11 protein-coding genes are annotated in these 13980 nt (G+C 35.8%); all 11 read left to right on the top strand.

The features are described from left to right. Positions 1-88 precede the first annotated feature (88 nt). The 11 genes from MWH28_RS03790 (at position 89) to rpsO (ending at position 13891) form a co-directional block, all read left to right on the top strand. Entirely contained in the window at positions 89-1795 is a 1707-nt protein-coding gene (locus tag MWH28_RS03790; protein WP_248617955.1) for a proline--tRNA ligase, read from the top strand. Positions 1796-1813: 18 nt separating this feature from the next. Beyond that, positions 1814-2458 (top strand): glycosyltransferase family 2 protein, encoded by a 645-nt coding sequence (locus tag MWH28_RS03785; RefSeq protein ID WP_248617954.1) that lies wholly within the window; start codon positions 1814-1816, stop codon positions 2456-2458. Between the two features lie 56 nt (positions 2459-2514). Next, positions 2515-3195 carry an MgtC/SapB family protein gene (locus MWH28_RS03780; protein WP_248617953.1) on the top strand — a complete coding sequence of 227 codons (681 nt, stop codon included), beginning with the start codon at positions 2515-2517 and terminating at the stop codon, positions 3193-3195. A gap of 13 nt (positions 3196-3208) precedes the next feature. Next, a complete protein-coding gene (locus tag MWH28_RS03775) occupies positions 3209-7507 on the top strand; it encodes a PolC-type DNA polymerase III (protein WP_248617952.1) in 4299 nt (1432 codons plus the stop codon). 170 nt (positions 7508-7677) lie between these two features. Beyond that, on the top strand, positions 7678-8136 hold the full coding sequence (gene rimP / locus MWH28_RS03770) for a ribosome maturation factor RimP (RefSeq protein WP_248617951.1): 459 nt from the start codon (positions 7678-7680) through the stop codon (positions 8134-8136). Positions 8137-8160: 24 nt separating this feature from the next. Continuing rightward, positions 8161-9216 carry a transcription termination factor NusA gene (nusA, locus tag MWH28_RS03765; RefSeq protein WP_248617950.1) on the top strand — a complete coding sequence of 352 codons (1056 nt, stop codon included), beginning with the start codon at positions 8161-8163 and terminating at the stop codon, positions 9214-9216. A 60-nt stretch (positions 9217-9276) separates the two neighbouring features. Beyond that, positions 9277-11220 (top strand): translation initiation factor IF-2, encoded by a 1944-nt coding sequence (gene infB / locus MWH28_RS03760; protein WP_248617949.1) that lies wholly within the window; start codon positions 9277-9279, stop codon positions 11218-11220. Between the two features lie 20 nt (positions 11221-11240). Continuing rightward, entirely contained in the window at positions 11241-11591 is a 351-nt protein-coding gene (gene rbfA / locus MWH28_RS03755; protein WP_248617948.1) for a 30S ribosome-binding factor RbfA, read from the top strand. Next, complete coding sequence (locus MWH28_RS03750) at positions 11584-12582, top strand: DHH family phosphoesterase (RefSeq protein WP_248617947.1); 999 nt, start codon at positions 11584-11586, stop codon at positions 12580-12582. Before rbfA ends, MWH28_RS03750 begins: the two co-directional genes overlap by 8 nt. A 1-nt stretch (position 12583) precedes the next feature. Continuing rightward, the gene (locus tag MWH28_RS03745) at positions 12584-13495 is read left to right on the top strand and encodes a bifunctional riboflavin kinase/FAD synthetase (protein WP_248617946.1); all 912 of its coding nucleotides are present in this window, start codon (positions 12584-12586) and stop codon (positions 13493-13495) included. Positions 13496-13624: 129 nt separating this feature from the next. After that, positions 13625-13891, top strand: a complete 267-nt coding sequence (rpsO, locus tag MWH28_RS03740; RefSeq protein ID WP_282580116.1) for a 30S ribosomal protein S15 — start codon at positions 13625-13627, stop codon at positions 13889-13891. Positions 13892-13980: the final 89 nt, after the last annotated feature.

Genomic DNA, 13980 nt, shown 5'->3' with positions numbered 1-13980 from the left:
ATTGACAATTTTAACTAGGACTGATAAAATTCAAATTGTTTGATTCGTTTTGAAAAGAGAAGCTTGATAACAGAGGAGGCAGAAAATTATGAAGATGTCACAGATGTATATTCCTACTTTAAAAGAGACCCCAGCTGATGCAGAAGTTGTGAGCCATCAACTGATGTTACGAGCTGGTTTAATGAGAAAATTAAGTTCAGGTGTTTATACATATTTGCCATTAGGATATAGAGTAATTAAGAAATTTGAAGATATTGTACGTCAGGAGATGAATAAAGCAGGAGCACAGGAGTTATTATTACCAGCTTTGCAACCTGCGGAATTATGGGAAGAATCGGGAAGGTTAAAAGATTATGGTCCTGAATTGATGCGATTAGAAAATAGGCAAGGTAGAGAATTTTGTTTAGGGCCAACCCACGAAGAAGTAATTACTGATCTAGTAAGGGATGAAGTTAGATCATATAAGGATTTACCGTTAAATTTATATCAGATTCAAACTAAATATCGTGATGAGATCCGACCGCGATTTGGAGTGTTACGTGGTAGAGAGTTTATTATGAAAGATGCTTATAGCTTTGATACAGACCAAGCAGGTTTAGAAGAAAGTTATCAGCAGATGTATGATGCTTACGAAGAGATCTTTACTAGATGTGGATTAGACTTTAGCCCTGTTAAAGCAGATACAGGTACAATTGGAGGGGACGACTCTCATGAATTTATGGCATTTGCTGAAGCAGGGGAAGATATAGTTGTTTATTGTGAAGAGTGTGGTTATGCTGCTAATTTAGAGTTAGCAACTTCTCAGGTTGAAATCAAAGAGAGTGTTGAAGACTTAAAAGAGTTAACAGAAGTTGATACTCCAGGTAAAACCTCTATGGAAGAGTTGGTTGCAGAGTTAGATCTTCCACTAGAGAAGATGATTAAAGCCTTGATTTATCAAACTGAAGATGAAATAGTACTAGCTTTAGTAAGAGGTGATTATGAGCTTAATGAGATTAAGCTAGCTAATTTATTAGATGTAGTCAATCTTGAATTAGCAGGTGAAGAAATTTATGAAGAATTAAATACAGTCAAAGGGTTTAGCGGGCCAATTGGACTTGACAGTCAGGTTAAAATAATTGCTGATGAGTTGGTAATGAAATTAACTAACGCTGTAAGCGGAGCTAATAAAGCAGATACACATTATCTCAATGTCAATCCAGAACGTGACTTTACAGTAACTGAAGTTGCTGATATTCGCAGTGTTAAAGAAGGAGAAGGCTGTGTAGAATGTGGTGCTGAGCTTAATTTAACTCCTGGGATAGAGGTAGGCCAAGTATTTAAATTAGGGACTAAGTATAGCAAGGCTTTAGAAGCTACTTTCTTAGATGAAAACGGAAGAAGTCAGCCATTAGTGATGGGTTGTTATGGAGTTGGAATTACTAGAACAGTGGCTGCAGTAATTGAGCAAAATTATGACCAATATGGTATCAAATGGCCTAAGGCTTTAGCTCCATATCTAGTTCATTTATTACCGTTAGGAAATGACGAACAAGTAGCCGATAAGACAGCTGAATTATATGAGCAATTATCAGCAGCAGGAATTGAGGTATTAGCTGATGACCGAAAAGAAAGAGCAGGAGTTAAGTTTAATGATGCTGATTTAATTGGTTGCCCAATTCGAATTACAATCGGTTCTCGCTCTTTAGCAGATGGTAAGTTAGAAGTTAAGTTAAGACAGACAGGAGAAGAATTAGAGATTGAGGCTGATCAAGCTTTGAGTGCGATTGAAGATTTGATAGCTCAGTTGAAGTAATTAGGAGGTTAGTTATTAATGCAAATTACTGCTGTGATTCCTGCTTATAATGAAGGAGGTACGGTTGGCCAAGTAGTAACTCAAGTTAAAAGGCATCGATTGATCGATGAAATTATTGTAGTTAGTGATGGTTCAACTGATGATACAGCTTCTAAAGCTACAGAAGCTGGAGCTAAGGTCATTGAATTTGATCAAAATCGGGGTAAAGGAGCTGCTATGCAGGTTGGCATAGAAAATAATAATAGCAACATAATTCTCTTCTTAGATGCTGATCTATTAGGACTGACAGTTGAGCATATCGATCAATTGTTACTGCCAATAATTAATCAGCAGGCTGAAATGACTATAGGAGTCTTTGCTGATGGTAGGATGGTTACTGATTTGGCCCAAAAAATTGCTCCTTTTTTGTCAGGACAAAGAGCAGTAAAGCAGAGTGTATTAGATGGTATTTCAGATTTGAATATGACTAAATTTGGTGTAGAGGTAGCTTTGACCCAATATATTAAAAAACATGATATTAAGATTAAAGAAGTTGAGCTTCATGATCTATCCCATGTATTAAAGGAAGAAAAGTTGGGTGTTGTAGAGGGGTTTAAAGCTAGACTTAGGATGTATTGGGATATAGCTAAGAATTTTTCTTGGTTTAAAAATAAGATAAAGTAAATCAGATGTTGCTTGTAAATACAAGCAACATTTCATCTTTAGGGGGGAGATAATAGTTGGAAGGAATAGAAATTATTTTACGTTTGTTATTGGCTTGCTTGTTAGGAGGATTGGTAGGCCTAGAAAGGGAGAGAAGTTATAGACCGGCAGGTTTTAGAACTTATATTTTAGTAGCGGTAGGTTCGGCTTTGATTATGACAGTTTCCTTAAAACTCCCATTATTATATGAAGGGGTATTGTCTAATCCAGGTGATCCTGGTCGAATTGCAGCTCAAGTTGTTAGTGGTATTGGTTTTTTAGGAGCAGGAACTATTATTAGGGAAGGTTTTTCCGTGACAGGATTGACGACTGCTGCTGGATTGTGGACAGTTTCTGGGATTGGTTTGGCTGTAGGAGCAGGTTTTTACTTGAATGCAGTAATCACTACTGTCTTGGTAATGTTGACTTTGACAATTTTGAATCAAGTTGAATTAAGGATGTATAATGATAAAAAATTATGTTCATTACGGATTAAGATTTTTGATCAGCCAGGCTCATTAGGTAAGATTGGTTCTGTGTTAGGTGAAAATGGAATTCAAATTACTGATGCTAGTATAGAGAAATGTTATAAGGAAGCGAATAATGTCTATATTAATTTAAAGGTTCAAAAAACAAATAAGGTTGAACCGAATCAATTAGTTGCACTTTTGACCGACTTATCAGGTGTGATCAATGTTAAGATTAATGATTTAGGTTAAGGGAGAGATAAGAATGGCTAAAGTAGTAATTAAGCCCAAAGATAATGATTGTATTTTTAAAGAGCGATTAAGAGAAGAATTTACCAGTCAAGAGCTAGTCAATAAGATAAAAATCATGCGGATTGAAGTTGATCTTGATAATAATTATTGTCAAGTTAAATTCAAACTCCCCCAAGGTTTTGAAATTGCAGAACAATTGGAGCAATTAGGGGCTGAATTAATTTCTAAGGGGGAGTTTAAGTATCAAGTTGAGTATTATGATCCTGACCTACCTTTGGACTTAATTTTGACTGAAGAATGGGAGCAGATAATTAAGAAGATCAGAGAACGGTTGCCACAGACTAATGGCTGGCTTTCGCTAACTCGTTGGCGAATAGAGGATCAGTTATTGATTGTAGAAGTCAAAAATAAGATGGCAGTTGAAGCATTAGAGAAGAAGAACTGTCATCATATCTTAGCTGAAATAATTGAACAAGAGTATAATCAGCAAGTCAAAGTTGAGTTTGGTTTAGGTGATTTCAGAACTGAATTAGACCAGATTAAAGATGAACAAACTAAAGAAAATGATGATTATATGAAGAGGTTGGCTAAATCTGTTGCTCAAAGAGAAAAAGTAGAGGCTAAATCTACTTCAACCGGAACTAGGAGTTTAAATCAAGTTTGGCTGGGAAGTAAGATAACTGGTCAACCGACTGCTATTGAAGAGATTGTAGGAGAAGAAAGAAAGATAGTCATTGCTGGAGAAGTATTTAATTTAGAGATTAGAGAATTAAAAAGTGGTAGAAATTTAGTTATATTTTATCTAACGGATAGTACCGATTCAATTACAGTTAAAGTCTTTGAAAAGCAAGGAGGGGCTTTAGCTAAAAATATTTCCAAAGGATGTTGGGTTAAAGTAGAAGGGCCAGTTAAGTATGATAAGTATGATCATGAATTGAGCTTGATGGCTAATTCTGTCATGCCGATTGTTCATGAAGAAAAGAAAGATGATGCTTCACAAAAGAGAAGTGAATTGCATTTGCATACAAAGATGAGTGCAATGGATTCAGTAGTTGATGTAGGAGAGGTAATTAAGAGAGCTGATGAGTGGGGGCATCCAGCAATTGCAATTACTGATCATGGAGTAGTACAATCCTTTCCACATGCCCATAGTGCTGCTGCAGATAGGGATATTAAAGTGATTTATGGTGTAGAAGCATATTTGGTCGATGATGGAGAGCCGATAGTCTTAAACCCAACTGAGAAGGAGCTAGCAGAAGAGAGTTTTGTAGTTTTTGATTTGGAAACGACAGGCTTCAATCCTCATTCTGATCAAATTATAGAGATAGGGGCAGTTAAACTAGAGGGTGGAGAGGTAGTTGATACTTATCAAACCTTTATCAATCCAGAAAGATCTATTCCAGCTAAAATTACTGAATTGACAGGGATTACAGATCAGATGGTGGAGTTGGCCCCTCAGTTAGAAGTAGCAATTGAGCAATTTTTAGATTTTATTGGGGAAGCTACTTTAGTAGCTCATAATTTGAGTTTTGATTTAGGATTTATTGAAGATAAATTACGAAGGCTAGGAAAAAATAAATTAACTAATACTGCTTTAGATACCTTGAATTTATCCCGAGCTTTATTACCAGAGTTAAAAAGCTATAAATTGAATAAATTAGCCAAAAAATTTGATAAAGACTTAGAAAATCATCATCGAGCTATTGATGATGCAACTGTAACTGCTGAAATATTTACAGAGTTAATCGAATTAACCCTTGAACAAGAAATTTCTGTTTTATCAGAGGTCAATCAATTGACAAGTAAGATTGATTATAAGCGAGTTAGACCTTATCATACTACTATTTTAGTCAAAAACCAAGTAGGTCTTAAAAATCTTTATCAATTGGTTTCAAATGCTCATATTAATAATTTTCATCGTGTACCGAGGATCTTAAAGAGTGAGTTATTAGAGAAGAGAGAAGGGTTAATTATTGGTTCTGCTTGTGAAGCAGGAAAGCTATATAAAGCAGTATTGAATGGGAAACCTGAACAGGAATTGATGGAGTTAGCTAAATTTTATGATTATCTTGAATTACAACCGATTGGTAATAATAAATTTTTATTAGCTCAAGGGACGGTTAAATCTTTAGAGGAATTACAAGAGATTAATAAGAAAATTTATCAGTTAGGAAAGAAGTTAGGTAAGCCTGTAATTGCTGCTGGTGATGTTCACTTTTTAGATCCTAAAGATAGTATCTATCGCCAAATTTTAATGGAGGGACAAGGGTTTGATGATGCAGACCAGCAAGCACCTTTATACTTTAGAACGACTGGTGAAATGTTAGATGAGTTTGATTACTTTGAACCAGAGGTAGCTCAACAGTTAGTGATTGATAATCCAAATCAGATAGCAGAATCGATTGAAGAGATTAAACCGATTCCTGATGGCCTATTTACTCCAACTATTGAAGGAGCAGAGGATAAGATTAGGTCGATGACCTATAATAAAGCTGAAAGGTTATATGGGAGTCCACTACCAGAAATTGTAGAAAAGCGGTTGGAGAAAGAGTTGGATTCGATTATTGGGAATGGTTATGCGGTAATCTATTTAATTTCTCAAAAGTTGGTTAAGAAATCATTGGATGATGGCTATCTGGTTGGATCACGTGGTTCGGTTGGTTCTTCTTTAGTAGCTACGATGACCGATATTACAGAAGTAAATCCCTTAGCACCACATTATAGATGTCCAGAATGTAAATATAGTCAATTCTTTACCGATGGTTCTGTAGGAGTGGGGGTTGATTTGCCAGATCAAGAATGTCCTGAATGTTCTAGTCAGTTAGTTAAAGATGGTTTTGATATTCCTTTTGAAGTCTTTTTAGGGTTTGAAGGAGATAAAGTACCAGATATAGATCTTAACTTTTCAGGGGAGTATCAACCTCAAGTTCATGACTATACAGAAGAGTTATTTGGAGCAGAATATGTCTATCGAGCAGGAACTATCTCTACAATTGCTGATCGAACTGCTTATGGTTTTGTTAAAGGACATGCTCAAGATAATGATCTACCGCTTAGAAAAGCTGAGATCGATCGTTTGGTTGCAGGTTGTACAGGAGTAAAGAGGACGACAGGTCAACATCCTGGAGGCCAGATAGTTGTACCACAAGATAAGGAAATTTATGATTTTACACCGATTCAAAAGCCAGCTAATGATATGGAGACTGATACACTAACGACCCATTTTGATTTTGATTCGATCCATGATAATCTGCTGAAGTTGGATATTTTAGGTCATGATGATCCAACCAGTATTCGGATGTTACAGGATCTGACCGGTGTTGATCCTAAAGAAATTTCCTTAGAAGATGAAGAGACTATGGGTATCTTCTCCAGCATTGAACCGTTAGGTGTTAGTCAAGAAGAAGTTGGGGTTAAATTGGGTACTTTAGGTATTCCAGAGTTTGGAACCAGTTTTGTTAGAGGGATGTTAAAGGAGACTAAACCGACTACTTTTGCTGAATTGGTAAGAATTAGTGGGTTATCCCATGGAGCAGATGTTTGGTTGAACAATGCTCAGGATTTAATTAAAGAAGGAGTAGCAGAGTTATCAGAAGTAATCTCTGTTCGTGATGACATCATGAATTATCTATTACAAAAGGGGGTAGAGCCTTCTACAGCTTTCTGGATTATGGAGCATGTTCGTAAAGGAAAAGGATTGACAGAAGAAGAAGAGAAAGCGATGAGGGATAATGATGTACCTGAGTGGTATATTAAATCTTGTAAGACGATAAATTATATGTTTCCAAAGGCTCATGCTGCTGCTTATGTGATGATGGCCTTTCGGATTGCTTATTTTAAGGTACATCACCCGGAAGCTTTTTATAATACTTACTTTACTATTAAAGCTGATGATTTTGATGCTCAGATTGTCTTACAAGGGAAAGAATTTATAAAGAAAAAGATCAATGAGATTAAAGCTAAAGGTAATGATGCCACAGCAAAAGATAAGAATACTTTAAAGGTCTTACAGATAGTAATTGAGGCAATGGCTAGAGGAATTACCTTCAAAACAGTCGATATTTATCAATCTAAGGCTAAAGAATTTCAGATTACTGATGAAGGTTTATTACCTCCTCTAATCAGTTTGCAAGGTTTAGGAGATAGTGCAGCAGATAGCTTGGTTCAAGCTCGTCAAGGAGAAGAATTCACGTCAATAGAAGATTTGGTTAATAGAACTGGTTTGAGTAAAACAGTAATTGAAGTTTTAAAGGAGATCGGTGCTGTGGATGATTTACCAGAGACTAATCAGCTATCTCTCTTTGGAATATAGTTTGCAAAAAGGTTAATAATATGCTAAAATGTAATATATATTTGTTGATATCTGTACTAACGGAGTGGGTAAAGCACCCACTCTTTAATTATGCAATTAAAATTAATTAGCTGAATAAGAATAAATAGTACTAAAAATTGGGAAAATAAAGTTCGAGGGAGGGAAAAACTATGGGAAAGAATGTAGAAAGTGTTGTAACAGAATTGGCAGAACCGATAGTAGCAAGCTATGATTTGGAGTTGGTTGATGTAGAATATAATAAAGAAGGGCCGGATTGGATTTTGAGAGTCTTCGTTGATAATATAGATGGAGTGTCTTTAGATGACTGTCAACAGGTGAGTCGAGATTTAAGTGAACAACTGGACTTAAATGATCCAATAGAACAATCTTATCTGTTAGAAGTATCATCACCAGGGATTGACCGACCGTTAAAAACAAAGCAAGATTTTGAAAGGTTTAGTGGAGAGTTGGTTGAAATTTCTACATATGCACCGGTAAATGGAGAAAAAGAGCTGACGGGTAAATTACTTGGTCTTGAAGAGGAGAATGTTAAGATTAGTTTAGATGGTGAAGAATTGAGTATACCACTTTCCAAAATTGCTAAAACTAAGTTGGCAGTTGAATTTTAAGGGATAAGGGGAGGAATTAAAAAGATGAATGTTGAGTTGATACAGGCATTAAATGATATTGAGAAAGAGAAAGGGATTCCAAAAGAAATGCTGCTTGATGCTATTAAAGCGGCATTGAAATCGGCTTACAAGCGTGATTTTGGTTCCGCTGGAAATGTTGAGATAGACATAGAGGAAGATACTGGTGAAGTAAGTGTTTACTCTACTAAGGAGGTTGTTGAGCAGGTAACTGATCAAGAAGAGGAGATCTCATTAGTTGAAGCTCAAAAGAAGAACCCTAACTATGAATTAGGAGATCAAGTAGAGTTAGAAGTTACTCCTGGTAATTTCGGTCGAATTGCAGCTCAGACAGCTAAACAGGTTGTTATTCAGCGAATTCGTGAAGCAGAGCGGGATATTATTTATGAAGAGTTTTCTAACCGAGAAAGGGATATAGTAACTGGAATTGTCCAACGTGAGCATAAAAAGAATATAATTATTGATTTGGGAAAGACGGAGGCAATCTTAATTCCACCAGAACAGATACAAAATGAAGAATATGAGCAGGGAGATCGAATTAAGGTTTATATTGTTGAGGTTAATGAGACTACTAAAGGGCCAAATATTTTGGTCTCTAGGACACATCCAGGATTGTTAAAAAGGTTATTTGAGTTAGAGGTTCCTGAAATCCATGATGGAGTTGTAGAGATAAAGGCTGTAGCAAGAGAAGCTGGTTCACGTTCTAAGATTGCTGTTCATTCTACTGAGGAAGATGTAGATGCAGTCGGTTCTTGTGTTGGCCCTAATGGTTCACGGGTACGAATTATCGTTGATCAATTAAATGGGGAAAAGGTTGATATTGTGCAATGGAATGAAGATATTGGCACATTTATTTCTAATGCCTTAAGTCCTGCTGAAGTTGTTGAGGTAGATGTTGATGAATCTGAAAATGTAGCCAAGGTGGTTGTGCCTGATTATCAATTATCGTTAGCTATTGGAAAAGAAGGTCAAAATGCTAGATTAGCTGCTAAATTGACAGGTTGGAAGATAGATATTAAGAGTGAATCACAGTTAGAAGAGAATGATTCGGGATTGTTTTAAATTAAAGATGTTTTAGTAATAAACAGTAAAAATTACAAATTAATAGTGGGGTGTTAAGTAATGGGGATTAGAGTTTATGAGTTGGCTAAGGAGTTAGAGATAGAAAACAAAGAGTTGATTGAGATATTACAAGATTTAGGGTTAGATATTAGTAGTCATATGAGTACTGTAGAGGAAGATACTGCTGAAATGGTGGTTGATATGGTATTAGGAGCAGATGAGGATGAGGTTGATCAAGAGGAAGATATAATAGAAGTTGAAGGAAGATTAACTGTTAAAGAATTAGCTGAAGAGATAGAGATTGAACCTAATAGCTTAATGACTGAATTGATTAATCTAGGAATTATGGCTACGATTAATCAAGAACTTGATTTTGAAATAATTGAACAAATAGCAGAAGAGTATGGTTATCAGGTTAAAGAGGTTGAAGAGGAAGAAGAAGATGATGATATTTATGGATTAGTAACAGATCGAGAAGATTCTCCAGAAGATTTAAAGACTAGGCCACCGGTAATTACTGTAATGGGGCATGTTGATCATGGAAAGACTACTTTATTAGATGCAATTCGAAAGACTAATGTAACTGCTGGTGAGGCTGGAGGAATTACACAACATATTGGAGCATATCAAGTTGAAGTAAATGGTCAACCAATTACTTTCTTAGATACGCCAGGGCATGAAGCGTTTACTTCAATGAGAGCTCGTGGTGCTCAAGCAACTGATATTGCTATTTTGGTAGTTAGTGCTGATGATGGAATTATGCCACAGACTGTTGAAGCTATTAACCATGCTAAGGCAGCTGAAGTACCAATTATAGTTGCTGTCAATAAGATTGACAAACCTAATGCTCAACCAGAAAGAGTCAAGCAAGAATTAACAGAGCATGGTTTAGTAGTTGAAGAATGGGGTGGAGATACGATCTGTGTTTCTGTTTCTGCTTTGAAGCAACAGAATCTAGATGAATTGTTGGAAATGATAATCTTGACTTCTGAAATGGAAGAGTTAAAAGCTAATCCTGATCGACCAGCACATGGGGTTATCATTGAAGCTGAATTAGATAGAGGTCGAGGTCCAGTAGCTACTGTTTTGATTAAGAATGGAACTTTAAAAGTGGGTGATCCTATTGTAGCAGGTCTGGCTTCAGGAAGAGTAAGAGCGATGATTGATGATCGAGGGGAAAGGATTGAAGAAGCAGGTCCTTCTACTCCAGTTGAAGTATTAGGTTTATCTGAAGCACCAAAAGCTGGAGATTTATTGGAGGTATTAGAAGACGATCAAGCTACAAGAGATATTGCTAATAAACGTGAAGATCAGAGGAGAGCTGATGAATTAGGCCAAAATACAACAGTTAATCTTGATGATTTATTTGCTCAAATCCAAGAAGGAGAAATTAAGAACTTAAATATTGTAGTTAAAGCTGATGTACAAGGATCAGTTGAGGCATTAAAGGAATCTTTATTGAATTTAAGTACAGAAGAAGTCCAAGTTAAAGTTGTGCATGATGGAGTAGGAGGAATTACTGAAACAGATGTTATGTTAGCTGCAGCTTCAAATGCAATTATTATTGGATTTAATGTACGTCCTGGGGCCAATGCTCGAAAAGTTGCTGAAAAGGAAACTGTTGAAATTCGTACTTATCGAGTTATTTATAGAGCAATTGAAGAGATTAGGCAGGCAATGGAAGGTTTATTAGATCCAGATTATAAAGAGATTATTTTAGGTCAGGTAGAAGTTAGAGATACCTTTAAGGTGCCTAAAGTAGGTACAATTGCTGGAAGTTATGTTAAGAGTGGAAAGATTACTCGGAATGCTAAAATTAGATTGATTAGAGATGGCAAAATTATAAAAGAAGGGGACATTAGTTCTCTTAAACGTTTCAAAGATGATGTGCGTGAAGTAGCTGAAGGATATGAATGTGGAGTTGGAATTGAAGATTATAATGATATTAAAGTAGGAGACATTATGGAAGTTTATGGTTATAAAGAGGTTAAACGGACTTTATAAATTGATAGGAGATGATAGGGATGGCTCGCAATCGATCACAAAGAGTTGGAGAATTAATTAAACAAGAAGTAAGTGATTTATTACAAAAGGAGATTAAGGATCCGCGAATCGGTTTTGTAACTGTAACTGATGTAGAGGTTTCTGGTGATTTGCGTCATGCTAAAGTATTTGTCAGTATTTTGGATGGCAATAAAGAAGAAACTATGGAGGGGCTGCAGGCTACAGAAGGGTTTGTTAGAAGAGAGATTGGGCAACGGATTAGATTGCGCCATACTCCAGAGATCATCTTTAGATATGATGATTCAATTGAGAAAGGAACACGCATCTTTGAAATTTTAGAAAATATTGATGAGGATGGAAAAGATGAATAAAGAAGTTTCTGCATTAGTTAGACCAATTAAGGATGCTAAAAGTATCTTATTAACTGGTCATGTCAGTCCTGATGGGGATAATTTAGGTTCTATGTTGGCCCTGAAGTTAATGGTGGAGCAATTAGGAAAGAAAGTTACTATTGTTATAGATGATTCTATTCCTGATTGCTTCTCATTCTTAGCTGGTATTGATGAAATAAAAGAGTATGAAGCTGATTTAACAGTAGATGTAGATCTAACTATAGTGGTAGATAGTAGTAATTTAGAGCGAATAGCTAGAGTAGAAGAGTTGATTAAAGAAGAACCAATTATTAACATTGATCATCATAGTGATAATAATTCATTTGGAGATTATAATTTAGTAGCTGATGTTGCTGCTACGGTGGAATTAATTTATGCTCTACAAGAGAAGATGGAAGAAGTAGAGCTGACTTTTGAAATAGCTACTGCACTAGCAACTGGTCTGATTACTGATACGGGTTCTTTTCGTTACTCTAATACTAGCAGTATGACCCATCAGATCATGGCTGAATTATTGAATTATGGTGTAGATCCATCTTTAATTGCTAAAGAGGTACTTGAGACTAACTCCTATCAAAATTTAATCTTACGAGGTAAGGTTTTACAAAACTTACAAGTTGATACAACAGGAAAGATAGCCTGGTTAAAGGTTAGCCAAGAGATGCTAGAAGAGATTGGTGCTGACTTAGAAGATACTACAGGGTTAGTTAATTATCCTCGCACTTTAAAAGGAGCAGAGGTTGGAATTTTATTTAAAGAGATTGAGCAAGAGGAGATTAGAGTTGGTCTTAGATCTAATAATTACTTGCAAGTTAACCAAGTAGCACACTTATTTGATGGAGGAGGTCATCCTCGAGCTGCTGGCTGTACAATTAATCTTAAATTAGATGAAGCGGAAGAACAATTAATTAATGCAGTAAAAGAACAGTTAGCTAAAGATAAATCAAAGCCCTCTGAAGGGAGAGATTAGATTGGAGATTATATATAATAAGGCTCATAATCGTCCTGTAGTAATGACTTTAGGTACTTTTGATGGAGTTCATCTAGGTCATCAAAAGATAATTAATTTAACGATCGAAAGAGCCAAAGAGTTAGGTTATGATAGTGGCTTATTTACTTTTCATCCCCATCCACTGCATACGTTGGCCCCGGCTAAAGCTCCCAAGAGGTTGACAAGCTGGTTACAAAAAAGAAAGATAATTGAATCCCTAGACATTAAGCAGATTGTTTTACAGAAGTTTACTCCTGAATTTGCTCAAATTACTTTTGAAAAGTTTCTAGTTGATTATTTAATCAAACGTTTTTCAGTTAAAGAGATTATTGTAGGAGAAGATTTTAGGTGTGGGTATCAAAGTAAGGGAACACCTGAGCAATTAGCTTTTTTAGGATCAGAATTTGGAGTTAATGTCCAAGCTATACCTGCAGTAAAGATCAATCAGCAAGAGGCAGGTAGTACTTATATTCGTGAGCTAGTTGAAGAAGGAAGGTTGGCCCAAGTTAGGGAGCAGTTAGGAAGAAACTTTGTTATAGATTGCCAAGTAGTGACAGGAGAGCAACGAGGAAGGACGTTAGGCTTTCCTACAGCTAATTTAGTTCCTGTTACTAATTATGCATTACCGCCTTTTGGTGTTTATGCTTGTAAATTGAAGCACAAGCAGCAAATTTATGATGGAATTGTTCATTTAGGGTTACGTCCTACATTCAATACTGGACAATTTGCTATTGAAGTTCATATTTTTGATTTTAGTCAGAATATTTATGGACAACGAGTGGAGTTAGAATTTATAGAAAGAATTAGGGGAGAAAGTGAATTTAATACTGAGGATGAACTAGTGGCAAGAATCGAAAAAGATATTGAACTAGCTAAAAATGTCTTAAATTAGTTTACATTTTTCTTGTAGTATGCTAAAATGTTATATGAAATTGATCTTAGAACCATTGACTAGGTTATTCGCTGCTCCAGCGATTGACTTGGTGATTGGGGATTTTAAATCATAAGGAGGTGACAAATAATGTTAGAAGCTGAGAAAAAGCAAGAAATTATAAATGAGTATGGACTTCATGATAATGATACAGGTTCTGCACAAGTACAGATTGCTATCTTAACAGAGCGAATTACAGAGCTTACTGAACACTTGAAAGATCATAAGCAAGATCACAACTCTAGACGTGGTCTGTTAAAGATGGTTGGTCGAAGAAGAAGATTACTTAGATATCTTAAAAATAATGATATAGAAGCTTATCGAGAATTAATTAGTGATTTAGGTCTTAGAGGATAATAATGGATTATAAGAGCGGGGATTCCCGCTCTTATATTTTAGTATTTAAATTCTGAGATTGGGTATAGCTAAAAATAAGACAATATTGA

The organism is Natroniella sulfidigena, assembly GCF_023223645.1.
In the GTDB taxonomy this organism is placed as follows: Bacteria; Bacillota; Halanaerobiia; order Halobacteroidales; family Halobacteroidaceae; genus Natroniella; species Natroniella sulfidigena.
Note: the sequence above shows the minus strand (reverse complement) of the source record. Positions and strands in the feature narration are given on the sequence as shown.

What these genes read in the sequence shown, in the direction of transcription:
- infB (WP_248617949.1), top strand. Translation starts at nt 9,277, where the DNA reads ATGGGGATTAGAGTTTATGAGTTGGCTAAGGAGTTAGAGATAGAAAAC.
- rimP (WP_248617951.1), top strand. Translation starts at nt 7,678, where the DNA reads ATGGGAAAGAATGTAGAAAGTGTTGTAACAGAATTGGCAGAACCGATA.
- MWH28_RS03750 (WP_248617947.1), top strand. Translation starts at nt 11,584, where the DNA reads ATGAATAAAGAAGTTTCTGCATTAGTTAGACCAATTAAGGATGCTAAA.
- rbfA (WP_248617948.1), top strand. Translation starts at nt 11,241, where the DNA reads ATGGCTCGCAATCGATCACAAAGAGTTGGAGAATTAATTAAACAAGAA.
- MWH28_RS03790 (WP_248617955.1), top strand. Translation starts at nt 89, where the DNA reads ATGAAGATGTCACAGATGTATATTCCTACTTTAAAAGAGACCCCAGCT.
- nusA (WP_248617950.1), top strand. Translation starts at nt 8,161, where the DNA reads ATGAATGTTGAGTTGATACAGGCATTAAATGATATTGAGAAAGAGAAA.
- MWH28_RS03785 (WP_248617954.1), top strand. Translation starts at nt 1,814, where the DNA reads ATGCAAATTACTGCTGTGATTCCTGCTTATAATGAAGGAGGTACGGTT.
- rpsO (WP_282580116.1), top strand. Translation starts at nt 13,625, where the DNA reads ATGTTAGAAGCTGAGAAAAAGCAAGAAATTATAAATGAGTATGGACTT.
- MWH28_RS03775 (WP_248617952.1), top strand. Translation starts at nt 3,209, where the DNA reads ATGGCTAAAGTAGTAATTAAGCCCAAAGATAATGATTGTATTTTTAAA.